Origin of the sequence: Nocardioides caeni (assembly GCF_004912195.1) — a bacterium.
GTDB classification, from domain to species: domain Bacteria; phylum Actinomycetota; class Actinomycetes; order Propionibacteriales; family Nocardioidaceae; genus Nocardioides; species Nocardioides caeni.
In genome coordinates this window covers 46,834-70,989 of sequence record NZ_STGW01000003.1, presented here as the reverse complement: position 1 = coordinate 70,989, position 24,156 = coordinate 46,834, and the positions used below count along the sequence as shown (strand labels likewise).

The following is a 24,156-nucleotide window of genomic DNA, read 5'->3' as shown; positions in this document are numbered from 1 at the left end:
GGCGACCGGCCTGATCGGACCGATTGAAGAGGGTGTTGGACATGACGCGGAAGGCCATCGTCCTGCTGAGCGGGGGCCTGGACTCGACAACCGTCCTCGCGATCGCGAAGGACCAAGGTTTCGAACCGTACGCGCTGAGCTTCCGTTACGGCCAGCGCCACGAGATCGAGCTCGCGGCCGCGCAGCGTGTTGCTGAGGCCGCAGGGGTTGAGCGGCACGTCGTGTGCGACATCGACCTGCGTGTGTTCGGTGGATCAGCGCTGACCGCCGACGTCGCGGTGCCGAAGCACGACTCGGCCGACGAGATCGGCGACGATGAGATCCCGATCACCTACGTCCCGGCGCGCAACACGGTGTTCCTCTCATTCGCCCTGGCCTACGCCGAGGTCGTGGGTGCCACTGACATCTTCATCGGCGTCAACGCCCTGGACTACTCCGGATACCCCGACTGCCGGCCCGAGTTCATTCAGGCCTACGAGCGGATGGCGAACCTCGCCACCCGCGCGGGCGTGGAGGGCAACGAACTCAAGATCCACACCCCGCTGATTGACCTCACGAAGGCGCAGACGGTCGAACTAGGAACGCGCCTCGGGGTGGACTACTCGCTGACGTCCTCGTGCTACGACCCCGACGACCAGGGTCGCCCATGCGGCCACTGCGACTCTTGCCTGCTTCGTCTCAAGGGCTTCGCAGAAGCGGGCCTTAGCGACCCCCTCGAGTACCAGGACGCGCCGGCGTGACCTACAAGGTCAAGGAGATCTTCTACACGCTCCAGGGCGAAGGCACGCACGCTGGACGTCCAGCTGTGTTCTGCCGCTTCAGTTCCTGCAACCTGTGGACCGGTCGGGAGGCAGACCGCGAGCGCGCGATCTGCAAGTTCTGTGACACCGACTTCGTCGGCACAGATGGCGAGGGCGGCGGAAAATTCGCCGACGCAGAGGCGCTTGCCGAGGCTGTGGCGGCGAAGTGGCCGATGAACAGCGGCGGGCGACCGATGGTCGTCTGCACCGGTGGGGAACCCCTTCTGCAGTTGGACGTCAATGCGATCGAGGCCTTCCACGCGCGTGGGTTCTATGTCGCCGTTGAGACGAACGGGACAATCGCTCCGCCGCCCGGGATCGACTGGCTATGTGTCAGCCCGAAGATCGGCTCCGAACTCATCGTCGAGAAGGGTCAGGAGCTCAAATTCGTCGTCCCTCAAGGCGGTGTCGACCCGACAGCCTTCGAGCACCTCGACTTCGAGAGCTTCCGCGTTCAGCCGATGGACGGCCCCGACGTCGTAGCCAACACCGAACTGGCCGTGAAGTTCTGCCTGGACCACCCCCTTTGGCAGCTCAGCCTGCAAACGCACAAGCACCTAGGAATTCCGTGACCTACAGCTCTGAGATCTACCGCGAGTTCACCTTCGAGGCCGCGCACCGGCTGCCGAACGTCCCAGAAGGCCACAAGTGCGCTCGCCTGCACGGCCACTCGTATCTCGCTGCGGTCCATGTCTCTGGCCCTGTCGGAGAAGACACCGGCTGGGTCCAGGACTTCGGCGACATCAAGGCAGCGTTCAAGCCCCTCGAGGAGCAGCTCGATCACCACTACCTCAACGAGGTTCCTGGACTCGAGAACCCGACGAGCGAGGTGCTCGCCAAGTGGATCTGGGATCGACTGATCACTGACCTGCCCAACCTCACCGAGGTGCGTGTGCGCGAGACCTGCACCTCCGGCTGCATCTACCGCGGGGAGTAGTCACATGGCACTGCCGGACATTCAAGACCAGGTCGACGAGCGCGGGATCGAACTGCACCGAGTCGGGATCGCCGGCGTGCAGTACCCAATCCGCTTCAACGACGGCTCCACAGAGCACTCGGGCATCGCAACGTTCGACGTCACCGTGACTCTTCCCGGGGACCGCCGCGGCACGCACATGAGCCGAATGGTCGAGGTCATCCACGACGAGCTGCAGGATCTGGAGCCGGAGAGGCTTCCGCAGGCCCTCAAGGTGGCCGCGGACCGACTCGACGTCGACAGGGTCCAGGTCGGGGTGAAGCTGCCGATCGCGTTCCTGGTCCGAGCGCCAGCTTCCGACAAGGAGGCGTGGCAGGTCTGCGATGTCGAGTTCTCGGCAACGCACAGCGCTGACCAGACCGAACTCGCAGTCACCGTCGGCACGGACGTGACTAGCCTGTGCCCCTGCAGCAAGGCCATCAGCGACTACGGCGCCCACAATCAGCGCAGCCGGGTACGACTCACGACGATGGGTCGCGACGAGGATGTGTATCCGGTCGATGTAGCGACTGCCTTCGCGATGATCCGCTCGATCGGCTCGAGCCCCGTGTACCCGCTAATCAAGCGCCCCGATGAGCGCGTCGTCACCATGGAGGCCCACGACCACCCGGCTTTCGTCGAGGACATGGCTCGCGACCTCTCCCAGGCCTGCCGCGAGCGCGGTATCGCCCACGTCGTCAGCGTCCGCAACTTCGAGAGCATCCACAGCCACGACGCGGTCGCCAGTTTGGTCTGGGCGCCCGCGTTGGACTGAAAGCAAGGCAACGGGGGGTAGGCATGGGGGACCAGCTGGATGAGGCGCTGAAACATCGCTTCATCTATGTGCCGCGAGGAACCAAGCAGGACACGCTGCAGCCAGGCAAGATGCTCGGCCTCGCCATCGCCCGGGAGCTCCGTTTGCCGTTGACGGTCCTCTCCGTGCAGAAGGATGGAGCGACCCACCACCCGGAACTGGCCAAGCACAGGATCGTGACCGAGCGCAGCGGCTCAGTAGCTGATGGTGGGGTCGTTCTGGCGTGGTGTCCCCGGCACAAGACGATGGAGAAGATCCAGCACCTGGAGAAGAGCGTGGTGGTGCTGGTCGAGTGGATTCCTGGGGAGATGGAGGCTTGGGCGAAGCTCAAGCAGGCGTACAACATCGTCACCGATGAGGTCATGGGAATCGACATCAGCGCGGAGGCCGTTGAGGTCCTGGAGCGGATCGTGTTCGAGGGATATAAGGGCTGGACCGACAGCATCTCCGAGCGGATGGTTCGCAGCTTCGTTGATGACCTGATCGAACTCGGGGCCTACAACCGCGACCTCGTACTGGCCTATGCGAGGCAGACGAAGTACGAGTCGAGCGTTCAGCGGCTAGAGAAAATTCTCGATTCGTACGATGCGGCAGCGCGCCATTCCAGTGCTCGTCGGTCCCGGTTGGAGTTGTAGCCGCCGCGGTTTAAGGTCGGCGGCGCGGCGCTCTCTCGAACGGATCGAACCGCCTCGGCGCTAGGGCTAGCCTCGCTGCATGGACGACTTCGAGGAGGTGTGGGATCGCATTCGACGCCACGCCGGCGCGGAATTCCACACGGTACAAGGGTTGCCCTTCACCTACGAGATCCCCGGGAACTACCTCGTGATCACGCGCGACGGCGAGCGGATCAACCGCTCTCTGTCCAAGACCAACTTCCGTAAGGCGGCCGCGCAGATGCCGGTCGATGGCCCGGCGGGGCTGAGGGCACGCCAGGGCGCGTCGTACACGTGGGCGATCTTGAGCGACAGCCGAATTTGCGCCGGCTCCTGGTGAAGAGCCGGCGCGTCGCAGCCAATCGCGGGAGACGCTGAGAACTAGGGCCGGGTTCGATCTTGACAGGATCTGGGGGCACAACTGTTTGCCCGCCCTCGTGGGACACACTGGGGCCACACGCGGACGAAAAACGACCCCTGACGATGGAAGACGTTGGAAGGTGTCTTCGCAGGTCAGGGGTCGTTTTCAGGAACTCAGCCGGTGGGCATCACCCACGCGGGACTAAATGTCGTAGTAGAGCTCGAACTCGTGCGGGTGCGGTCGCAGTTGCACGGGCGCGATCTCGTGCTCGCGCTTGAAGTCCACCCACGTCTCGATGAGGTCGGGGGTGAACACGTTGCCCACGGTGAGGAAGTCGTGGTCGTCCTCGAGGGCCTCGAGCACGGCACCGAGCGACGTGGGCACCTGGGCGATCTCAGCCATCTCGTCCGGCGGGAGCTCGTAGATGTCCTTGTCGATCGGCGCGGCCGGCTCGGTCTTCTTCTGGATGCCGTCGAGGCCGGCGAGCATCAGGGCAGAGAAGGCGAGGTAGGGATTCGCCGACGGATCGGGGAAACGGGTCTCGATGCGCTTGGCCTTCGGGTTCGTGCCCGTGATCGGGATCCGGACCGAGGCGGAGCGGTTGCGCGAGGAGTAGACCAGCGAGATCGGGGCCTCGTAGCCGGGGACCAGGCGGTGGTAGGAGTTGACCGTCGGGTTGGTGAACGCCAGCAGCGCCGGTGCGTGCTCGAGGATGCCGCCGATGTACCAGCGGGCCATGTCGGACAGGCCGCCGTAGCCGGTCTCGTCGTAGAAGAGCGGCGAGCCGTCCTTCCACAGCGACTGGTGCACGTGCATGCCGGAGCCGTTGTCGCCGAAGATCGGCTTCGGCATGAAGGTGACCGACTTGCCCTGCTCCCACGCGGTGTTCTTGATGAGGTACTTGAACTTCATCACGTCGTCCGCGGCCTTGAGCAGTGTGTCGAAGCGGTAGTTGATCTCGGCCTGGCCGGCGGTGCCGACCTCGTGGTGCGCGCGCTCGACCTGGAGGCCGCAGGCCTCGAGGTTCTTGACCATGTCGGCGCGCAGGTCGCTGTAGTGGTCGTAGGGCTCGACGGGGAAGTAGCCGCCCTTGAGCCGCGTCTTGTAGCCGAGGTTGTCGCCCTCCTTGCCGGAGTTCCACCAGCCCTCGACGGAGTCGATGTGGTAGTAGCCCTCGTTGACTCCGGTGGAGTAGCGGACGTTGTCGAAGATGTAGAACTCGGCCTCGGGCGCGAAGAACGCGGTGTCCGCGATGCCGGTGCTCGAGAGGTAGGCCAGCGCCTTCTTCGCGATGTTGCGCGGGTCGCGCGAGTAGGCCTCGCCCGTGATCGGGTCGTGGATGAAGAAGTTGACGTTGAGCGTCTTGGCCTTGCGGAACGGGTCGATGTACGCCGTGGTCGGGTCCGGGTAGAGCTGCATGTCGGACTCGTTGATGGCCTGGAAGCCGCGGATCGAGGAGCCGTCGAAACCGAGGCCGTCGTCGAAGACGGACTGGTCGAAGGAGGACACGGGCACCGTGAAGTGCTGCATGACGCCGGGCAGGTCGCAGAAGCGGACGTCGATCATCTCGACGCCCTCGTCCTTGATGTACTTGAGCAGCTCTTCGCTGTTGTTGAACATTCGTTCCTCCTCGGCGGCGCCTCGCGTGCGCGGCCATCGGTCAGCCAGTGGCGAGAGCGCGCCGACCCGACGAACGAACGTGAACGAACCGGCGTCGCTCCTCCGGCAACCTATCGAATGGCCCGTTGCTCGCGCACCACCCCCATGTTTCAGCCATGTAAACATCCCCGGGACGCCGACTGCCCCTGCCCCGGCGGGGGTCAGGGGCAGTCGGAGAGACCGGGCAGGCTCAGCGGATGAACAGCATCTCCTGGTAGGTCGGCAGCGGCCACAGGTCGTCGGCGATGAACGTCTCGATCTCGTCGGCGGCGGCACGGATCTGCAGCATGGCGGGCAGCAGGTTGTCGCGGTAGTACGCCGCCTCGGCGAGACCCTCGAGGTCGTGCTCGCCGGCCTTCGCCGCGTCGAGCGCGGCGATCCCGGAGCGCAGCGCCGCGATCATGTCGGTCACGGTCTGCAGGTCGCCCGTGTCGGGGTCGATCCCGGCTGCCTTCAGCGCCGCCACGTTGGAGGCGAGCTCGGTCTGGTAGCGGACCGCTGCCGGGAGGATCGTGGTCTTCGCGATCTCACCGGTCAGGTTCGCCTCGACGTTCACCGTCATGACGTACTGCTCGATGCCGATCTCGAAGCGGGACTCGAGCTCGGCCTCGTTGAACACGCCGTAGGTCGAGAACAGCTTCTTGGCCTCCGGGCTGACGTACTCGGGCAGCGCGTCGACCGTCGTCCGCAGGTTCCTCAGGCCACGAACCTCGGCCTCGGCGTGCCATTCCTCCGAGTAGCCGTTGCCGTTGAATACCACCGCACCGTGCTGCTCCATCACCTTCGCGAGGACCGACTGGACGGCGGCGTTGAACTCGGTGCCGGCGTTGACGGCAGCCTCGATCTCCGTGGCGAGGTAGTCCAGCGCCTCGGCCATGATCGTGTTGATGATGACCATCGGCGCCGCGACCGTCTGGTTCGACCCCGCGGCGCGGAACTCGAAGCGGTTGCCGGTGAAGGCCATCGGCGAGGTGCGGTTGCGGTCGCCCGCGTCCTTCGTCAGGTCGGGCAGCGTGTCGACGCCGACCGAGAGGACGCCCTTCTGCTTCGACGACGTCGCGCCACCGGCAGCGATCTGCTCGAAGACGTCCTGCAGCTGGTCGCCGAGGAAGATCGAGATGATCGCCGGCGGGGCCTCGTTGGCGCCGAGACGGTGGTCGTTGCCGGCCGACGCGATCGACAGGCGCAACAGGCCGCCATAGAGGTGGACGGCGCGGATCACGGCGGCGCAGAACACCAGGAACTGCGCGTTGTCGTGCGGGTTGTCACCGGGGCTCAGGAAGTTGCCCTGGTTGCCGTTGCCGAACGAGAAGTTCACGTGCTTGCCCGAGCCGTTGACGCCGGCGAACGGCTTCTCGTGGAAGAGGCACTCGAACCCGTGCTGGTTGGCGATCGACCGGAAGGTCGACATCAGCAGCTGCTGGTGGTCAGAGGCCAGGTTGGCGCGCTCGAAGACCGGGGCGATCTCGAACTGGCCGGGCGCAACCTCGTTGTGACGGGTCTTGGCCGGGACGCCGAGCTTGAACAGCGCGCGCTCGGTGTCGTGCATGAAGCCCAGGACGCGCTCGGGGATGGCGCCGAAGTAGTGGTCGTCGAACTCCTGGCCCTTCGGCGGCTTGGCACCGAAGAGGGTGCGGCCGGCGTTGAGCAGGTCGGGGCGGGCGTTGACGAAGGAGGTGTCGACCAGGAAGTACTCCTGCTCGGGACCGCAGTAGGACACGACGTTGTCGATGTCCTCGTGGCCGAAGAGCGCGAGGACCCGCTGGGCCTGCTCGGACATCGCGTTCTGCGAGCGCAGCAGCGGGGTCTTGTGGTCCAGCGCCTCACCCGTCATCGAGACGAAGATCGTCGGGATGCACAGCGTGTTGCCGTTGGGGTTCTCGAGGATGTACGCCGGCGACTGCACGTCCCAGCCGGTGTAGCCACGCGCCTCGAAGGTGGCGCGGATGCCGCCGTTGGGGAACGACGACGCGTCGGGCTCACCCTGGACCAGCGTCTTGCCCTGGAACTCCCAGATCGCCGTACCGTCGCCGACCGGCTCCATGAACGAGTCGTGCTTCTCTGCGGTCAGGCCGGTGAGCGGGTAGAAGACGTGCGCGTAGTGCGTGACACCCTTCTCCATCGCCCAGTCCTTCATCGCGGAGGCGACGATGTCGGCGACGGCCGGGTCGAGCTTCTCGCCCTTCTGGATCGTCGCGGCGACCGACTTGAACACCGACTTGGGGAGTCGCTTCTGCATCACCGAGAGGGAGAAGACGTTCTCGCCGTAGATGGCGCCGGTCTTCTCGGCGGTGTCGAAGAACGGGGCCGGGGCCACGTTGGCCTCGATCTCGCGGATCGCACCGAGGCGGGTCGGGTTCGCAGTCATTCGGGGACTCCTCGTCGTAGCGTGTGCGGTCTTGCGCGTCGGCGTGACCGGCTCAGAGGAGAACGTAGGCGGACCAGATTTCCCCGGGTTGCCCTCATGTTTCAGGCATGTAACAGGTTTTCCGGGGCGCCGGATACGGTGGCGCCGTGATCGAGACCGCCTCCTGGGGCCGCCGCATCCTCGCCCTGCTCGTCGACTGGCTGCTGTGCACCCTGGTCGTCGTCATCTTCGTCGGCCTCGAGGAGTACACGACCCCGGGCTCGACCGCCTCGGCCGTCGTGCTGGCGGTCTACCTGGCCGAGTCCTCCCTGCTCACGTGGCTCGCGGGCGGCTCCGCCGGCAAGCTCCTCACCGGTCTGTGCGTCATCCCGGCCGACGGTCGGCTCCGGCGGCTCAACCCGCTCAAGGTGCTCATCCGCCAGGTGATGGTGCTGCTGGTGATCCCGCCGCTGGTGTTCCGCGCCGACGGCCGCGGCCTGCACGACCTGTTCGCCGACACCGCCACCGTGACGTTCGACACGCTGCGGGAGCTGTCGGCCTGACCGCCGGTCAGTAGCCGACGAGCGTGGGTCGCGCCTCGATCGCCCGCAGCGGCTGGCCGGCGCCGTCGATGGTGACCGTGCCCGGGATCTGGCGCCACGCCCCACCGCCGACCCGGAAGCGGCCGGCGTAGGTCGTCGAGAGGCTCGGCCGGTACGTGCCCTTGAGGCCGTAGCTGTGGGTGACCCGCAGGGCCGGGTACGGCGCCCCGGGATCGCTCGTCGCGAGCGACTTCCCGTCGCCGAAGTCCCACGTGTACGTCGCCGGCGTCGCCTCGAGCGTCACCTGGCGCCCGAGCAACGTGACCGTGCGGGTCAGCGGCTCGGTGCTCGTCGTGTAGAAGTTTGTGTCGAAGTTGACCAGCGTCAGACCGTCCGGCGGCTGGATCACCAATGTCCCGGCGGGGAGGTCCAGGCGGGCGAAGGCGGTACGGACCGCGCCGAGGGTAAGGACAGGTTCGGCTGTTCCGCCGGCGCAGAAGTAGACAGCCGCTTCAGCGACGGCGATGGCCTCGCTGGCGCTGCATCCGAACGTGCCGAGATAGATGGCGGGGTCCACCGGTTCTGCCGATACCCCTCGTGTTTCTGACAACGAACCGCCGTCGTCAGGGGGAGTCCCGCCTTGCGCGATCCCGACTGCTGCCACCCCGCCGCCGGTGCTGTAGCCCGAGTACTCGGGCTCCTCGTCTGACCACGCCGCGACTGGCGACCCCAAGATGAGGAGACAAGCAACCGCGGCGATCCACTTCATCGTGGCTCCAGGACATCGGTCCGCCATGCGTCCTCGGTCCAGAGCAGATAAGCGAGAAAGCGACTCGTCTTCGACTTGGAGATCTCTCGCGTGCCGTCGGGCCGGTGGATGACCTGTTCCGCGTTGCGCACGCTGACCGCGACTTCGAACCCGTAGAAGTTCTGCCTGTTCGAGGCTAGCTCGACCACGCGGTCGATGGCCACGGTGTATTCGCCTCCGACTGCACTGCCGCCGTCGTAGATCTCTGTGATCGCGCCGACGGCGCCCCAACAACCGTCGCACGTGGAACTCGAGAGGGACGAGAGCGCCTCGACGTCCCCGGTCAGCTGCGCGTAGTTGATGAGGTCCCAGTAATACGTGATGAACGCCCGCGCGCCCGCCTCGGTCGCCTTCGTGGCGGCGTCGGGCAGCGGGGGCTCCGTGGGGGTGGCGACGGCGGAGGGGGAGGCCGACGGGGTCTCGACGGTGCCGCTGGGCGTCCAGGTCGCCATCGGATCGCCGGGCTCGTCGCCGTCGTCGCTGCACGCGGCCAGGAGCAGGGCGAGGGTCGCCAGCGTGGCGGCGTACGCGAGACGCATGGGTCCTCCCGAGATGACGAACGCCCGGACCGGGGCGCACAGGCACGCTATCCCGGTTCGGGCGCTCGGGGCCACCAGCGGTGGCGGGGCTGTGGAGGAGGGGTCAGCGGCCGCGGAGGTTGCCGCGCTGGCCCTTCATCGAGGTCGGGACGGGGCCGCGGGGGATCGGGACCTTGGGGCGCTGGGCGTCGAGGGCGCGCAGGCGCTGCTTGATCTCGGTGATCTCGGCCGGCTTGACCTGGCGGCCGAGCTTGCGGACGTGGTTGACCAGCTTCTTCAGCGGGACCTGGCCCTCGTCGGTGCCGACGGTGACCTGGTGGACGGGGTAGTCGCCGGCGACACGCTCGTGCTTCTTGACCTCGCTGGTCAGCAGCGCCTTGAGGCGGCCCGGGTTGCCCTCGCCGACCAGGATGATCCCCGGTGGGCCGACGACGCGGTGGACCATGTCCTGCTGCTTGGTGAAGCCGACGACCTCCTCGATCGACCAGCCGCGACGCAGCAGGGTGAGGGCGCGGGCGGCGGCGCCGAGTTGGCCCTCGAGACGGGCGAACGCGGCCTTCTGGGCGCGGCGGCCGAAGACGATCATCACGGCCAGCAGACCGATCAGGAACGACGCGACGCCGCCGAGGATCCAGGAGAGGACGCTGTCGTTGTGCGGCAGCACCACACGGAACAGGAGCAGGCCGAGGCCGGCGAAGATCACGAAGGAGCCGAGCATCCACCAGCGGATGGCCGGGTCGACCTCGCGGGACATCCGGTACGTCTCGAGGATCTGCCGGCGGCGGCTCATCTTCGACGGGTCGAGAGGGGTGTTCGACATGGGGTGCTGCAGTCTCCTCGGCGATCGTTCGTCAGGACGTCACGCGGACGTGGCGGCCGCTTCGCGCGCGGCCATCGCCTGACGATACAAGCGTCCCGCCCGGTACGACGAACGCACCAGTGGTCCGGACAGGGCACCGGCGAAGCCGATCTCCTCGGCCTCGGCCTGCAGCTCCACGAACTCCTCCGGCTTCACCCACCGCTCGACGGGGTGGTGGCGCGCAGAGGGACGGAGGTACTGGGTGATCGTGATGAGGTCGCAGCCCGCCTCGTGGAGGTCGCGCAGTGCTTGCGAGACCTCCTCGCGGGTCTCGCCCATGCCGAGGATCAGGTTGGACTTGGTGACCAGCCCGAACGTCCGCGCCTGGGTCAGCACGTCGAGCGAGCGCTCGTAGCGGAACGCGGGACGGATCCGCTTGAAGATCCGCGGCACCGTCTCCAGGTTGTGGGCCAGCACCTCGGGGCGGGACTCGAAGACCTCGGCCAGCAGCTCGGGGCGGCCGTTGAAGTCGGGGATCAGGTTCTCCACCCCGGTGCCCGGGTTGAGCTCGTGGATGGCGCGCACCGTCTCGGCGTAGAGCCAGGCGCCGCCGTCGTCCAGGTCGTCGCGGGCGACGCCCGTGATCGTGGCATAGCGCAGCTCCATCTGCTGCACCGACTCCGCGACCCGGCGGGGCTCGTCACGGTCCAGCGGCTCCGGCCGACCGGTGTCGATCTGGCAGAAGTCGCAGCGACGGGTGCACTGGTCACCACCGATGAGGAAGGTCGCCTCCCGGTCCTCCCAGCACTCGAAGATGTTGGGGCAGCCGGCTTCCTGACACACCGTGTGCAGGCCCTCGGACTTCACCAGCTTCTGCAGGGCCGTGTATTCCGGCCCCATCTTCGCGCGGGTCTTGATCCAGGAGGGTTTGCGCTCGATCGGGGTCTCCGCGTTGCGGACCTCCAGACGCAGGAGCTTCCGGCCGTCGGGTGCTGCGGTCACCCGATCAGCCTACTCCCGGCCCGGTGGCCGGTCCGCATCGCGACGAGGGCCGGGACCGACGGTCAGGGAACGTCGCGGCGGCGGAACGAGAGCAGCGAGACGGCGCCTGCGGCCACGACCGCCGTACCGAGGAAGCCGACGCCCTGGGCCAAGGTGACCTCGCGCTCCTCGGTGCAGTAGCCGTAGTCGCCGCCCATCTCCTCGATCTCCTTCGGGCTGCACTCCACCTCGGCGTAGTAGGTCGTCCCGTCGGTGATCACCGCGGCGACGTTGTAGGCGGGGTTCCAGCGACCCTCGACGCCGAGCGCTGCCAGCAGGATGCCACCGGCCAGGGCGATGCCGAACAGGATGCCCAGCGTCGCGACCGTGCTCCTGAACAGCATGGTCAGCGCGAAGCCCAGCAGCGCGGCGATCCCGGCGAGGAGCGCGGCGCGCCATCCCATCTGCAAGCAGTCCATGAGCACGCCGTCGCCCAGGCGGTCACGCGAGCGGGCGACGGCGCCCAGCACCAGCCAGTACGTCGACAGCACCACGGCCGCCAGGACGAGTGCGAAGCCCGACACCACGATGGCCTTGGCGGCCCAGACCCGGTGGCGGCGAGTCTCGAAGAGCAGCTGGTTGCTGACGGACCCGCTGGCCCAGTCGTGACCGGTGAAGGTGGTGCCGAGCAGCATCATCGCCATGGCGACGATGAGGGTGACGGCGATGCCCGTGCCGGCGTCACGCTCGTTGGCCAGGTCGAGCTGCGGCGAGTAGAGATACTGATCGACGGTCGGGGTGAAGTCCGCGAGGCACCGCTCCTCGACCTCGGCATCGGAGAGATCGGACGGATACCCCGCCCAGCCCTGCGGGTCGGCGATGCACTCCTCGATGTTGTCCTTGACGTAGCCGTTGGCGATGTCCAGCTCGACGTTGCGCTCGGCCTCGGCGATCTCGGCGTCGGACGGCGGCAGGGTGTCGATGACCAGCACCACGCCGATGATGGTCGGCACGATGATCGCGGCCGCGGCGAGGAGGAGGATCGCGCGGCGGTGCAGCAGGCGGGCCAGCTCGGTGCGCAGCAGTCGGGCGAACGAGTTCACTGGTCGGCCCCCAGCCGCTCGGTGTCGGTCAGGGCGAGGAAGAAGGTCTCGAGGTCGGGTCGCAGGGGAGTGAGCTCGCTGAGCCACAGGTCGGCATCACCGAGGACCTTCGTGATCGCGGAGGCGTCGTCCGCCTCGACCCGGATCGCACCGGCCTCGGCAACAGCCGTCATCCCGGCTCCGGCCAGCACCCCGAGTGCCCGCTCCTGCTCCGGTACGACGACCCGGTGGGCCGTCGTACCGCCGAGGAGGTCGTCGACGTTGCCGGAGGCCAGCAGACGGCCGTTGCCGATGATGGTCGCCGACGTGCACACGTGCTGCACCTCGGCCAGGATGTGGGAGCTCAGCAGCACCGTCACGCCGGCCTCGCCGAGCCCACGGATCGTCTCGCGGATCTCCCGGATGCCAGCGGGGTCGAGGCCGTTGGTCGGCTCGTCGAGGATCAGCAGCGCCGGGTCCTTCAGCAGGGTCGCCGCGATGGCGAGCCGCTGCTTCATGCCCAGCGAGTAGCCCTTGTAGCGGTCCTTGTCGCGACCGGTCAGCCCGACGGTGGCGATGGCCTCGTCCACTCGCGTGCGCGGTGCGCCGATCACGTCGGCGAGCAGCTGCAGGTTGCGGCGGCCGCTGAAGTTCGGCGAGAACTTGGGCGACTCGACGACCGCGCCGACCCGGCCGATCACGTGGGGGAGTCGGTCCGGCACGGGCTCGCCGAAGAGGCGCATCGTGCCGGCAGAGGGGCGCGCGAGACCCAGCAGCATGCGGATCGTCGTGGTCTTGCCCGAGCCGTTGGGCCCGAGGAAGCCGTGCACGCCGCCCCCGGCCGGGACGGCCAGGTCGAGGCCGGCCACGGCCACCCGCAGCCCGCCCTTGCGTGAACGGAACTCCTTGCGCAGCCCGCTCGTCTCGATGACGAGATCGCTCATCCGCCCCTCCTGGCATCCGGTCGGCCAAGTGCCGATAGATACCGAGTATGGCGTCAGCGGGCCGGGTAGGAGAGGACCGCCACGCCGACGCATGCCGGCGACTTCGCCGGATCCGGCCGGGGCTCGTAGTCGGGCGTCGCGTCGTAGTCGTGCCACGCCAGCAGCTCGTCGAGGTGGCGCCGTACGGACGGGAGGACGTCGCGCACGGCGACCGGTCGACCCAGCTCCGCGCTCAGTGAGGTGACCCCGGCGTCGGAGATGCCGCAGGGGACGAACCTGTCGTACCAGCCGAGGTCGACATCGCAGTTGATCGCGAAGCCGTGCATCGTGACGCCCTTGCTGACCCGGATCCCCAGGGCCGCGATCTTGCGCTCCTCGCGGCCGGTTGCGGGGTCGGCCCGCAGCCACACCCCGCTGCGCCCCGGCACCCGTGCCGTCGCGAGACCGAAGTCGGCGCACACGCCGATCAGCGCCTCCTCGACCCGACGGACGTAGTCGACCACCTTCACGTGGTCGGCGAGCCGGACGATCGGATAGCCCACGAGCTGGCCGGGACCGTGGAAGGTGATCTGGCCGCCCCGGTCGACGTCGATCACGTCCGCTCCGCCGGGATCGAGCGGGCGGTCCTCCGGACGGGTCCGCTTGCCGGCGGTGAACACTGGCGGATGCTCGAGCAGCAGCACGGTGTCGGGCGTGCGCTGCGCCACCACTTCGGCATGGACCTCGCGCTGGAGGTCCCAGGCGGCGAGGTAGTCGATCAGGTCGGGGGCCAGGCCGGCCTCCCGGAAGGTGAGCGTCACGCGATCGAGGCTACTCCCGCTCGCAGAGGGCCTGTGGAGGAGCCCGGCGCCGTTGCGTGGAGCGGACGTAGCGTGCCCGCATGGACATCTCGGGTCCGGCTGGACGGCGTGTCGTCGCGGGTGCCGTCGTGCTGCTCGTCGCGGTCATGGCGGCGGTCGGCCTCGCCGTGCTGCGCGACGAGCCCACCCCCTCCGGCAGTACGACGCCACGGCCGCCGGTCGCCGTCATCGCGCCGTCCGCAGGACGGGTGGGCGTGCTGCCCGCAGTGAGCTCGCTGGCGATCCTGCGCGACTGGGACCGGGCCCGTGCCGCGGCCTGGCGCGACGCCGACGTCGCACGGCTGCGCGGGCTCTATGTGCCGGGGGCGCCGGCGGGCCGGGCCGACGTCGCGATGCTCCAGCGCTGGTCGGAGCGCGGGGTGCGGGTCGAGGGCATGTCGATGCAGGTGCTCTCCGTGGTGCTGCGGGTCAGCACGTCGCGGCGGGTGGTGCTGGTCGTGACCGATCGACTCGTCGGTGCGGAGGCGGTGCGCGAGACGACCCGGACCGCGCTCCCGCAGGACCAGCCGTCGACTCGCAGGCTGGACTTCCGCCGGTGGGCCGGTCGGTGGCTGTTGGCCGTCGTTCAGGAGATCCCGAGTCCAGTGCGGAGCACGGACTCCACGTCGGGGTCCTCGAACTCGTAGCCGAGGTCGACCAGCACCCCGGGGCCGAGGTTGAGCGAGCCCAGCAGCTCAGGAGCCATCGGACCCGCGGCGACCTTCAGGATCGGCGCGGGGGCCGGCAGGAAGGCGGGCCGGTGCAGGAGCGCGGCGAGGGTGCGCGTGTAGTCGGCGTTGGTGGGGGTGGACGGCGCGGCGAGGTTGACGGGGCCGAACGCCGTCGGGTGCTCGACGAGGAAGACGGCGCCACCCACCCAGTCGCGCAGCGAGATCAGCGGGTGGAACTGCCGGCCGCTGCCGAGCCGCCCGCCCAGCCCGAGCCGGAACTGCAGCGCCTGCTGCTTCAGCGGGGGCGAGGTCCGGTCATAGACCGGCGCGGTCCGCAGCAGCACCACCCGTGCGCCGGCCGCGGCAGCCGGGACGGTCGCGGCCTCCCAGTCCCGGGCGAGCTCGGTGAGCAGGGTGTCGCCTCGGGTGTCGGAGGCTTCTGTCAGCGGCGCATCGCCGTGGTCGCCGTACCAGGCGAGGCCGGAGGCGTTGAGCAGCGCCGGCGGGGTGGCGCACGCGGCGATCGCGTCGACGACCGTGGTGGTGGTCGCGAGCCGGCTGGCCCGGATGTCGTGGGCCCACTTCTTCGAGTGCACGTTGCCGACCAGCTTGGAGCCGCCGAGGTTGACGACGACGTCCGCGTGGCCGATCAGGTCGATGTCGATCTCGCCGGAGTCGGGGTCCCACCGGGACTCGTCGGCTCCGGTGGAGTCGCGGCGCACGAGCCGGGTGACCTGGTGGCCCCGGGCGCGCAGCTCGGTGACGAGGTGGCTGCCGAGGAAGCCCGAGGCACCACCGACGACGACGGACAGAGGGGAGCTCGTCATGTGTCGATCATGCCCGGCCTCTCCCAGCGCGTGGCACCCTGTGCCCACCACCCGGTCCTGGGCCCGGCGCCATCGCCTCGAGGGAGCACATCGATGCCATCCGTCCGTTCGCACCTGCGACCCGTCATCGCCGGTGCCACCGCGCTGCTCGCCGTGTCCGCGCTGAGCGCCTGCGCCGACGACCCGGAGCCGACGTCCGGTTCCCGGCCGGTGGAGACCAGTGCTGGGGAGGGGACCGAGACGAGCGATGCCGCTCCCGCGACGCCCGGCGGCACGCCCGCGGCGCTCGCCCTCGTCGACGCGGGCGCCGGTCCACGGCGTGTCGTGACCCTCGACGTGGCCGAGGGGCACACCGAGACCACCTCGCTGGCGATGCAGACCACCACGACCGTCGACCTGATGTCGTCGGCGCCGATCGAGCTGCCGGTGACGCTGCCCTACACCAGCACGGTCACCGGCGTCGACGACGACGGCATCACCGTCGAGATCGACTACGGCCGACCTCAGGTCGAGGCTGGTGACGATCTGGTCGGGTCGCTGCTCGCCCAGGCCGAGGAGGCCTTCACCCTTCTGGACGCCGCGACCACCGAGGTCGTCTATGCGCCGTCCGGGCAGGTCGTCTCGCAGGAGACCGACCTCGGCGCCAGTGCGCCGGCCATCGTCGACCGCCTCCTCGACGACGTCAACGCGTCGGGGTTCGCGCTCGCGTTGCCGTTCCCCGACGAGGCGGTCGGTGTCGGCGCCCGTTGGTCCCTGGACGGGGAGGTCACCGTCGGTGAGGTCACCAGCACCACGACGACCGAGTTCGAGCTCGTCGAGGTGACGGCACGCGGCTACGTCGTCGAGGTGAGGACCACCCAGACGGCGCTGCCGGGCGACCTGCCGCAGGGCGTCGGCGCCGTCGTCGACGGCTCGACGACGAGCACCGGGACGTTCGAGGGCAGGGTCGGCCTGATCGGCCCGGCGTCGGCGACGGCCACCTCGGAGGGGTCGGCGACCGTCGAGATGGGCGGTCAGCGGATCACGACGACCTACGCGGTCGAGCTGGACGCCAGCACCTCCTGACCCGCGCCATCGGGCCAGGTACGACGACGGCCCCTGTCCCGCGGTACAGGGGCCGTCGTACGTGGCGATCGTGCGGTTCAGACCTGGCTCAGACCTCGAACTGGCCCGACTCGAGGCGCTTCTTCAGGTCACGCAGGAAGCGGCCGGCGTCGGCGCCGTCCACGACCCTGTGGTCATAGGTGAGCGCGAGGTAGACCATGTGGCGCACGGCGATCGTCTCGCCGAGGTCCTCGTCGTCGATCACCACGGGACGCTTGACCACCGCACCGGGCCCGAGGATGGCGACCTGCGGCTGGTTGATGATCGGGGTGTCCCACAGGGCGCCGAAGCTGCCCAGGTTGGTGATCGTGAACGTGCCGCCCGACAGCTCGTCGGGGCCGACCTTGTTGGTGCGGGTGCGCTCGGCGACGTCGGCGACCTTCTTCGCGATCCCCGAGATCGACAGGTCGCCCGCGTCCTTGACGACCGGGGTCAGCAGACCCTTCTCGGTGTCGACCGCGAAGGCGACGTTCTCCCGGTCGTAGTAGGTGATCTCGCCCTTCTCGATGTCGATCGTGGCGTTGAGCGCAGGGTGCTGCTTGAGGGTGTCGATCGCCGCCTTGGTGAAGAACGGCAGGTACGACAGCTTGACGCCCTCGCGCGCCAGGAACGCCTCCTTCACGCTCTCGCGCAGCCGCGCGATGTTGGTGACGTCGACCTCCACGACCTGCGTCAGCTGAGCGGAGACCTGCAGCGAGTCGACCATCCGCTCGGCGATGATCTTGCGCAGCCGGCTGACCTTGACCGTCTGGCCACGCAGCGGGGACGGCGTCGCCGGGTCTGCGGCCGGTGCCGAGGACGGCGCGACGGCTGCGGGCGCCGCCGGCGCGCTGGAGGCGGCGGCGTCGAGGACGTCCTGCTTGCGGATACGGCCGCCCACACCGGAGCCGGTGACGTTGGCGAGGTCGACACCGTGCTGGGCGGCGAGCTTGCGGACCAGTGGGGTCACGTAGCCCGGGCCGTCGCTCGACTCCGCCGAGGGGGTCGGAGCGGCCGGAGCAGGAGTTGCCGGAGCAGGCGCGTTGTCGACGGCCTGAGCGTTGTCGGGTGCGGCCTTCGGCTCGGGCTCGGCCTTCGGCTCGGGCTCGGCGGCCGGCTCCGGAGCCGCGGGGGACTCCTGCGCCGCCGGCGCGGACGGCTGACCGGAGCCGATGATGGCGAGCTCGGCTCCGACCTCGACGGTCTCGTCCTCCTCGGCCTTGATCTCCAGCAGCGTGCCGGCGACCGGCGAGGGGATCTCGGTGTCGACCTTGTCGGTGGAGACCTCGAGCAGCGGCTCGTCGACGGCGACCGCGTCACCGACCTGCTTGAGCCAGCGGGTCACCGTGCCCTCCGTGACCGACTCGCCCAGCGCGGGCAGCGTGACCGCGGTGCCACTGGACTCGCCACCGGACGACGCGGACGCCTCAGCAGGGGCCGGAGCCTCCTCCTGGGCAGGGGCCTCGTCTTCGGCAGGGGCCTCCTGCTGCGGGGCCGGCTCCTCCTGCGCTGCCTCGGGCTCGGCGGCGTCGGGCGCAGAGCCCTCCGTGGGCGCGTCGTCGGCGTCGCCGACGACGGCGAGCACGGCGCCGACCTCGACGGTGTCGTCCTCGTTGGCGCGGATCTCGATCAGCGTGCCCGCCACGGGACTCGGGATCTCCGTGTCCACCTTGTCGGTGCTGACCTCGAGCAGCGGCTCGTCGATCGCGATCTGGTCGCCGACCTGCTTGAGCCAGCGAGTGACGGTGCCCTCGGTGACTGATTCACCGAGCGCGGGGAGAGTGACTTCGGTCGCCATGGGGCCAATCCTTGCACCTTCTTCGAAGCATCGGGCAACAGGTCGCCCGTGGTTCGGGCACACTGTCGGTATGTCGTGGTTGGACCGCTTCCGGGGTGGAGCGAGGGTACGCATGAGTAACCCCGCAAAGGATGCTGCCCGGACGGGCTCGACGCGGGTGCGTGCCTCCGACCGCGCCGACGGCGATCACTTGCGCACCTGGCTCGAGGACCGGCGCGGCGTCGAGGGCTTCGTCGAGCCCCGCACCGCGGTCAGCGAGGTGACGCTGCTGCTGGTCGCGCACGACGGTGAGTGGACGCGCCGCCGCGTCCCGTCGGTGAAGTGGGCCCACGACTTCTGCAACCGCCAGCAGATCCCGTCGTACGACGCTGCGGTGGTCGGTGTGCCGCAGCGGATGCGCGACTACAACTCGCGGGTCAGGAAGGCTCAGAAGGAGCAGCGGCCCCCGGGGCTGTGACCTGCCGGGTGACCTGCTCGCCCGCGCGCCGCAGGTAGGACACCAGCGTCGCGACGCCGTAGCCGGTCGCGCCCGGCGTGAGGTGACCCGAGCCGCCGCCCTTGTTGAAGGTCGGTCCGGCGATGTCGAGGTGTGCCCAGGGCAGGCCGCCCGTGAACTCCCGGAGGAACGCCGCGGCGAAGAGGCCGCCGCCCCACCGGATGCCGTCGTACTGCGCGAGATCGGCGACGGTGCTGCTGCGGATCCGCTCGTCCATGAACTCCGGGATCGGCATCGGCCAGGCGTCCTCACCTGCGGCGCCCGCCGCGGCCAGGACGTCGGCGACGACGTCGTCGCTGCCGAGCACGCCGGCGATCCGCTCGCCGAGGGCCATCACCATGTGGCCGGTCAGCGTGGCGACGTCGAGGACGACGTCGGGCTTCTTCTCGGTCGCGCGGCCGAGAGCGTCGGCGAGCACGAGCCGGCCCTCGGCGTCGGTGTTGATGATCTCGACGGTCGTGCCGTCGTAGGCGGTCATCACGTCGCCGGGTCGCATCGAGGCCGCGCCGACCATGTTCTCGGCGAGGGCGGCGAAGGTCGAGATCTGCACGGGCAGGCCGAGGCGGGCGGCGGCGAGGGTCGCCTGGACGACGGCCGCAGCGCCCGCCATGTCCTCCTTCATCGTCGCCATGCTCCCGGCCGGCTTGATCCACAGGCCGCCGGAGTCGAAGGTGATGCCCTTGCCGACGAGCGCGATGTGGGCGACCGCGTCCTTGGGCTGATAGGTGAGCTCCACGAGGCGCGGCGGCGCAGCGGAGCCACCGCCGACCGCGAGCAGGCCACCGCAGCCGAGCTCGGCCAGGCGGGCCTCGTCGAGCACGGTGGCGCGGACCTTCGCCGCGCCCTTGGCCAGGTCCTTGTTGGCTGCCTTGACCGCGGTGGAGATCGCCTCCGCGAAGGCCGGCGGGGTCAGGTCGGCCGGAGGAGTGTTGACCCAGTCGCGAGCAGCGACGACGGCATCGACCAGCACCTGGGCCGACTCGACCGCAGCGGTCGTGTCGGCGCGGCGGGCGACGGGGGAGAGGACGACGAGCTCGGCCGGCGTGGTCGGCGTGCCAGGGCGGGACTTGTAGGTCGTGTAGGTGTAGGCACCGAGCCGGTAGCCCTCGACGACGGCAGCGACCAGCTCGGCGGAGTCGGCCGGCAGGGCCAGCGCGACCGACGCGGCGTTGGTCACGGCCCGGGCCGCGTTGCCCGCGGCCCGGCGGACTGAGCTGGTGTCGGGCTCGCCGCCGAGCCCGACGAGGACCAGCAGGGGTGAGGTGATCGTGCCGTTGGTCGGCACCTTGTGGACCTCGCCCGCTCCGCCCTTGGCGCCGATGGTCGCCAGCAGACCGGAGAGCTTGCGCCCGTAGGCCGCGGCGACGTCCTCGGCGCCGGACGCGAGCGTGCCGTCCGGCAGCACGCCGACCACCACTGCTTCGGCGCGGGTCTTGGCGGGGCTGGCCGAGCGAAGGGCGAAGGACGTCACCGGCTCAGGGTATCGAGGGGCCGTCGGGCCGGGGCACCGGATAGATTCCGACCCATGGCCGAAGCGACCCCCCAGCACTCACCGCTCCACGACCGGCACGAGGCGCTGGGCGCCAAGTTCTCGGAGTTCGGCGGATGGCTGATGCCGCTCGAGTACCCGACGGGCGTGGTCAAGGAGCACGCAGCCGTGCGCGACGGCGTCGGCATCTTCGACGTCAGCCACCTCGGCAAGCTCGTCGTGCGAGGCCCGGGCGCGGTCGACTTCCTCAACTCGACGCTCACCAACGACCTCCATCGCATCGGTCCGGGGCGGGCGCAATACAGCCTCGTCGTGGACGACGAGACCGGCGGCATCGTCGACGACGTCTTCACCTACTACCGCGACGACGAGCACGTCCTGGTCGTCCCCAACGCCTCCAACAACGAGGAGGTACGACGCCGCCTGACCGCCGCCGCGCCCGCCGGCGTCGAGGTGGTCGACCACCACCGCGACTACGTCGTGCTCGCCGTGCAGGGCACGAGGTCCGACGAGGTGCTGGCCGCCGTCGGGCTGCCCGTCGGCCACGACTACCTCACCTTCGTCGAGACGGCCTGGGAGGCCGGCGACACCGATCCCGACCCGGACTCCCGGATCATCGTGTGCCGCACGGGCTACACCGGGGAGCGGGGCTATGAGCTGATCGCCCCGTCCGTCGTCGCACCGGCGCTGTGGGACGCCCTGATGGGTGCCGGCGAGGAGCTCGGCCTCACCCCCTGCGGCCTCGGCGCCCGCGACACCTTGCGCACCGAGATGGGCTATCCCCTGCACGGGCAGGACATCTCGCCGTCGGTCACCCCCAACGAGGCCCGGCTCGGCTGGGCGGTCGGCTGGAAGAAGCCCGCCTTCTGGGGACGCGACGTCCTGCTCGCCGAGAAGGAGGCAGGTGCCCGCCGCAAGCTCGTCGGCATCGTGTCCACCGGCCGCGCGATCCCGCGCCCGCACATGAGCGTCCAGCTCCTGCGTGACGTACCACTCGGGGAGGTGACCTCCGGGACCTTCTCCCCGACCCTCAAGAAGGGCATCGGGCTCGCGCTCGTCGCGACCAGCGTCAACGACGAGGCCGAGGTCCGCGTCGACGTCCGCGGCCGCCCCGAGGTCTTCCAGATCACCAAGCCGCCGTTCGTCCAGCCCTCCGTCCGGGAATCGTGAGAGAGACCGAGAGAAGCCATGAACCTGCCCGAGCAGCCCTCCACCTTCCGCACGCCGTCCGCCGACCAGCCCTGGCGCTGGCGCCTCGAGGGTGCCGAGGGTGCCGAGGTCACGCTGAGCGGCGACGCAGCCGAGGCCTACGCCGACCGGACCTTCCCCAACCAGGGCGATGCCGAGTCGTGGATCGGTGAGATCTGGGCGGAGCTCGCCGAGCTCGGCGTCGCCCAGGTGACCCTCTTCGAGCTCGACCGCGAGGTATACGGCCCGATGTCCTTGTCGGCCTGAGTCGGACACCCATGAGCCGCAGCGGCGAGGGCCGCACCTTCCGCCAGGTCGACGTCTTCACGGATGAGCCGATGCTGGGCAACCCGGTCGCGGTCGTGCACGACGCCGAGGGACTCAGCGACGAGCAGATGCAGGCGTTCGCGCGCTGGACGAACCTGTCGGAGACGACCTTCCTGCTCGCGCCGACGGACCCGGGCGCCGACTACCGGCTGCGGATCTTCACGCCGAGTGAGGAGCTGCCCTTCGCGGGCCACCCCACCCTCGGCTCCGCCCACGCGTGGCGGGAGTCCGGCGGGGTCGCGGCCGGTGAGCACATCGTGCAGGAGTGCGGCGTGGGGCTGGTCCGGCTGCGTTCCGAGGGCGGCCGCCTCGCCTTCGCCGCCCCGGACCTGATCCGCTCCGGGCCCGTGGAGGAGGAGCGGATCGCTTCCACGGTCGAGGCCCTGGGGATCACGCGCGCCGCGGTCCTCGACGCCGCATGGTGCGACAACGGGCCCGGCTGGATCGGGATGCGCCTGGCCTCCGCCGACGAGGTCCTCGCCCTGCGGCCCGACTTCACCGCGCTCCGGGAGCGGATCGGGGTCGTCGGCCCCCACCCGCCAGGTGCGCGGGCCGCGGTCGAGGTGCGGGCCTTCCTGCCCCACGACACCGGCATCACCGAGGACCCGGTCACCGGCTCCCTCAACGCCGGGCTCGCCCAGTGGCTCGCGGGCGACGTGCTCCCGGCGTCGTACGTTGCAGCGCAGGGGACCGTGCTCGCCCGACGGGGCCGGGTCCACGTCGAGACCGCCGACGACGGCACGATCTGGGTCGGTGGCGACACCCTGACGACCATCCACGGGACGGTCCTGCTGTGACCTGGCTCCTCGGCCTACGCTGAAGCCGTGCGCGCCTACCTCGACCTCCTCCAGCGGATCCTCGACGAAGGCACCGAGAAGGGCGACCGCACCGGCACCGGGACGCTCAGCGTCTTCGGGCACCAGATGCGCTTCGACCTGACCGCCGGCTTCCCGCTCGTCACGACCAAGAAGGTGCACACGAGGTCGGTGTTCGGCGAGTTGCTGTGGTTCCTGCGCGGCGACACCAACGTGCGCTGGCTCCAGGAGCGCGGGATCTCGATCTGGGACGAGTGGGCCGACGACAACGGCGACCTCGGCCCGGTCTACGGCGCCCAGTGGCGCTCGTGGCCGACCCCCGACGGACAGCACATCGACCAGCTCGCGCAGGTCATCGCGCAGATCCGCGCCAACCCTGACAGCCGGCGCCACATCGTCTCCGCGTGGAACCCCAGCCAGGTCGACGACATGGCGCTGCCGCCGTGCCACAGCCTCTTCCAGTTCTACGTCGATCCTCGTGACGGAGGCCGACTGAGCTGCCAGCTCTACCAGCGCTCCGCCGACGTCTTCCTCGGCGTGCCGTTCAACATCGCGTCCTACGCGCTGCTGACCCACATGGTCGCCCAGGTGACCGGTCTCGGCGTCGGCGACTTCGTCCACACCCTGGGCGACGCCCACCTCTACTCCAACCACCTCGAGCAGGCCCGGCTCCAGCTCACCCGCGAGCCGCGCCCCCTGCCGACGTTGGTCCTCAACCCCGCCGTCACCGAGATCGACGCCTTCGAGCTCGAGGACATCGCCGTCGAGGGCTACGACCCGCACCCGCTGATCAAGGCGCCCATCGCCGTATGACGACTCCCGCCGGCCGCAAGGTCACGATGGTCGCCGCCGTCGCCGACAACGGCGTCATCGGCGCCGACGCCAACATCCCGTGGCACCTGCCCGAGGACTTCGCCCACTTCAAGGCCACCACGATCGGCCACGTCCTGGTCCTGGGCCGCACGACCCACGAGGGCATCGGCCGCCCCCTGCCCGGCCGGATCACTGTCGTCGTCACGCGCAACGTCGACTGGCGCGCCGACGGCGTCGAGGTGGCCCACTCGCTGCCCGAGGCGCTCGAGCTCGCCGACCAGCTCATCGCCGGGCGACCGGAGCTGGCCGACGCGCAGGTGATGATCGGCGGCGGCGCCGCCGTCTACGACGCCGCGATGCCCTACGCCGACGAGCAGGTCATCTCGGAGGTCCCGATGTCGCCCGACGGCGACACCCACTACCCGGAGTTCAGCCGCACCCGCTGGCGCGAGGTGCGCCGCGAGCCCCGCACCGGCTTCACCATCGTCTGGTGGGAGCGCTCCTTCGGGTGTGGGGGCACCTGACA

General features: G+C 69.5%; 27 protein-coding genes. 15 read left to right on the top strand and 12 right to left on the bottom strand.

What is annotated here, in order from left to right:
- Positions 1-41: 41 nt before the first annotated feature.
- The 6 genes from queC to E9934_RS06235 all read left to right on the top strand — a co-directional run bounded on the left by queC (position 42) and on the right by E9934_RS06235 (position 3,562).
- On the top strand, positions 42-740 hold the full coding sequence (queC, locus tag E9934_RS06260; RefSeq protein ID WP_136562031.1) for a 7-cyano-7-deazaguanine synthase QueC: 699 nt from the start codon (positions 42-44) through the stop codon (positions 738-740).
- A complete protein-coding gene (gene queE / locus E9934_RS06255; protein WP_136562030.1) occupies positions 737-1,372 on the top strand; it encodes a 7-carboxy-7-deazaguanine synthase in 636 nt (211 codons plus the stop codon). Before queC ends, queE begins: the two co-directional genes overlap by 4 nt.
- Positions 1,369-1,737 carry a 6-carboxytetrahydropterin synthase QueD gene (gene queD / locus E9934_RS06250; RefSeq protein ID WP_136562029.1) on the top strand — a complete coding sequence of 123 codons (369 nt, stop codon included), beginning with the start codon at positions 1,369-1,371 and terminating at the stop codon, positions 1,735-1,737. Before queE ends, queD begins: the two co-directional genes overlap by 4 nt.
- Before the next feature lie 4 nt (positions 1,738-1,741).
- Entirely contained in the window at positions 1,742-2,530 is a 789-nt protein-coding gene (locus E9934_RS06245; protein WP_136562028.1) for a GTP cyclohydrolase I FolE2, read from the top strand.
- Between the two features lie 23 nt (positions 2,531-2,553).
- A complete protein-coding gene (locus E9934_RS06240) occupies positions 2,554-3,204 on the top strand; it encodes a hypothetical protein (RefSeq protein WP_202977214.1) in 651 nt (216 codons plus the stop codon).
- Positions 3,205-3,283: 79 nt separating this feature from the next.
- A complete protein-coding gene (locus E9934_RS06235; RefSeq protein WP_136562027.1) occupies positions 3,284-3,562 on the top strand; it encodes a hypothetical protein in 279 nt (92 codons plus the stop codon).
- A 222-nt stretch (positions 3,563-3,784) separates the two neighbouring features.
- On the opposite strand, the gene glnA is transcribed toward E9934_RS06235, so the two are convergent.
- Both glnA and E9934_RS06225 read right to left on the bottom strand, forming a co-directional pair.
- Positions 3,785-5,203 (bottom strand): type I glutamate--ammonia ligase, encoded by a 1,419-nt coding sequence (gene glnA, locus E9934_RS06230; RefSeq protein ID WP_136562026.1) that lies wholly within the window; start codon positions 5,201-5,203, stop codon positions 3,785-3,787.
- Between the two features lie 229 nt (positions 5,204-5,432).
- Positions 5,433-7,610, bottom strand: a complete 2,178-nt coding sequence (locus E9934_RS06225) for a glutamine synthetase III family protein (RefSeq protein WP_136562025.1) — start codon at positions 7,608-7,610, stop codon at positions 5,433-5,435.
- A 146-nt stretch (positions 7,611-7,756) separates the two neighbouring features.
- Here E9934_RS06225 and E9934_RS06220 point away from each other — a divergent pair, with 146 nt between their 5' ends.
- Positions 7,757-8,152, top strand: coding sequence for an RDD family protein (locus tag E9934_RS06220; RefSeq protein WP_136562024.1), 396 nt, complete (start codon positions 7,757-7,759; stop codon positions 8,150-8,152).
- Between the two features lie 7 nt (positions 8,153-8,159).
- Here E9934_RS06220 and E9934_RS06215 read toward each other — a convergent pair whose 3' ends face one another.
- The 7 genes from E9934_RS06215 to lipB form a co-directional block, all read right to left on the bottom strand.
- On the bottom strand, positions 8,160-8,708 hold the full coding sequence (locus E9934_RS06215) for a PKD domain-containing protein (protein WP_136562023.1): 549 nt from the start codon (positions 8,706-8,708) through the stop codon (positions 8,160-8,162).
- A 188-nt stretch (positions 8,709-8,896) separates the two neighbouring features.
- Positions 8,897-9,553 (bottom strand): DUF6318 family protein, encoded by a 657-nt coding sequence (locus E9934_RS06210; RefSeq protein WP_158294939.1) that lies wholly within the window; start codon positions 9,551-9,553, stop codon positions 8,897-8,899.
- 28 nt (positions 9,554-9,581) lie between these two features.
- A complete protein-coding gene (locus E9934_RS06205) occupies positions 9,582-10,298 on the bottom strand; it encodes a DUF4191 domain-containing protein (protein WP_136562021.1) in 717 nt (238 codons plus the stop codon).
- 39 nt (positions 10,299-10,337) lie between these two features.
- Positions 10,338-11,279: a lipoyl synthase gene (gene lipA / locus E9934_RS06200; RefSeq protein ID WP_136562020.1), complete on the bottom strand. Its 942-nt coding sequence runs from the start codon at positions 11,277-11,279 to the stop codon at positions 10,338-10,340.
- 62 nt (positions 11,280-11,341) lie between these two features.
- The gene (locus E9934_RS06195) at positions 11,342-12,361 is read right to left on the bottom strand and encodes a hypothetical protein (protein ID WP_136562019.1); all 1,020 of its coding nucleotides are present in this window, start codon (positions 12,359-12,361) and stop codon (positions 11,342-11,344) included.
- Positions 12,358-13,284, bottom strand: coding sequence for an ABC transporter ATP-binding protein (locus E9934_RS06190; protein WP_136562018.1), 927 nt, complete (start codon positions 13,282-13,284; stop codon positions 12,358-12,360). Before E9934_RS06190 ends, E9934_RS06195 begins: the two co-directional genes overlap by 4 nt.
- A gap of 53 nt (positions 13,285-13,337) precedes the next feature.
- A complete protein-coding gene (gene lipB / locus E9934_RS06185; protein ID WP_136562017.1) occupies positions 13,338-14,084 on the bottom strand; it encodes a lipoyl(octanoyl) transferase LipB in 747 nt (248 codons plus the stop codon).
- Positions 14,085-14,164: 80 nt separating this feature from the next.
- Between lipB and E9934_RS06180 the strand changes: the two genes are divergently transcribed.
- Positions 14,165-14,770, top strand: a complete 606-nt coding sequence (locus E9934_RS06180) for a hypothetical protein (protein ID WP_136562016.1) — start codon at positions 14,165-14,167, stop codon at positions 14,768-14,770.
- Here the strand turns inward: E9934_RS06180 and E9934_RS06175 are convergent.
- On the bottom strand, positions 14,710-15,621 hold the full coding sequence (locus E9934_RS06175) for a TIGR01777 family oxidoreductase (protein WP_136562015.1): 912 nt from the start codon (positions 15,619-15,621) through the stop codon (positions 14,710-14,712). The genes E9934_RS06180 and E9934_RS06175 overlap by 61 nt on opposite strands.
- A gap of 93 nt (positions 15,622-15,714) precedes the next feature.
- Between E9934_RS06175 and E9934_RS06170 the strand changes: the two genes are divergently transcribed.
- Positions 15,715-16,686 carry a hypothetical protein gene (locus tag E9934_RS06170; protein WP_136562014.1) on the top strand — a complete coding sequence of 324 codons (972 nt, stop codon included), beginning with the start codon at positions 15,715-15,717 and terminating at the stop codon, positions 16,684-16,686.
- Between the two features lie 88 nt (positions 16,687-16,774).
- Here the strand turns inward: E9934_RS06170 and sucB are convergent, their stop codons facing one another.
- Positions 16,775-18,502: a 2-oxoglutarate dehydrogenase, E2 component, dihydrolipoamide succinyltransferase gene (gene sucB, locus E9934_RS06165; protein ID WP_136562013.1), complete on the bottom strand. Its 1,728-nt coding sequence runs from the start codon at positions 18,500-18,502 to the stop codon at positions 16,775-16,777.
- Positions 18,503-18,614: 112 nt separating this feature from the next.
- On the opposite strand from sucB, the gene E9934_RS06160 reads away from it, so the two are divergent.
- Positions 18,615-18,959 (top strand): hypothetical protein, encoded by a 345-nt coding sequence (locus tag E9934_RS06160; protein ID WP_136562012.1) that lies wholly within the window; start codon positions 18,615-18,617, stop codon positions 18,957-18,959.
- Here E9934_RS06160 and E9934_RS06155 read toward each other — a convergent pair.
- Positions 18,919-20,469, bottom strand: coding sequence for a leucyl aminopeptidase (locus E9934_RS06155; RefSeq protein ID WP_136562011.1), 1,551 nt, complete (start codon positions 20,467-20,469; stop codon positions 18,919-18,921). The two genes, E9934_RS06160 and E9934_RS06155, sit on opposite strands and share 41 nt — an antisense overlap.
- Before the next feature lie 54 nt (positions 20,470-20,523).
- Between E9934_RS06155 and gcvT the strand changes: the two genes are divergently transcribed.
- The 5 genes from gcvT to E9934_RS06130 are packed head-to-tail and all read left to right on the top strand — an operon-like array spanning position 20,524 to position 24,154.
- Positions 20,524-21,657: a glycine cleavage system aminomethyltransferase GcvT gene (gene gcvT / locus E9934_RS06150; protein WP_136562010.1), complete on the top strand. Its 1,134-nt coding sequence runs from the start codon at positions 20,524-20,526 to the stop codon at positions 21,655-21,657.
- An 18-nt stretch (positions 21,658-21,675) separates the two neighbouring features.
- Complete coding sequence (locus E9934_RS06145; protein WP_136562009.1) at positions 21,676-21,942, top strand: hypothetical protein; 267 nt, start codon at positions 21,676-21,678, stop codon at positions 21,940-21,942.
- Positions 21,943-21,953: 11 nt separating this feature from the next.
- Entirely contained in the window at positions 21,954-22,799 is an 846-nt protein-coding gene (locus E9934_RS06140) for a PhzF family phenazine biosynthesis protein (RefSeq protein ID WP_136562008.1), read from the top strand.
- 27 nt (positions 22,800-22,826) lie between these two features.
- On the top strand, positions 22,827-23,630 hold the full coding sequence (locus E9934_RS06135; RefSeq protein WP_136562007.1) for a thymidylate synthase: 804 nt from the start codon (positions 22,827-22,829) through the stop codon (positions 23,628-23,630).
- Entirely contained in the window at positions 23,627-24,154 is a 528-nt protein-coding gene (locus tag E9934_RS06130; RefSeq protein WP_136562006.1) for a dihydrofolate reductase, read from the top strand. Before E9934_RS06135 ends, E9934_RS06130 begins: the two co-directional genes overlap by 4 nt.
- The last annotated feature ends 2 nt before the right edge of the window (positions 24,155-24,156 follow it).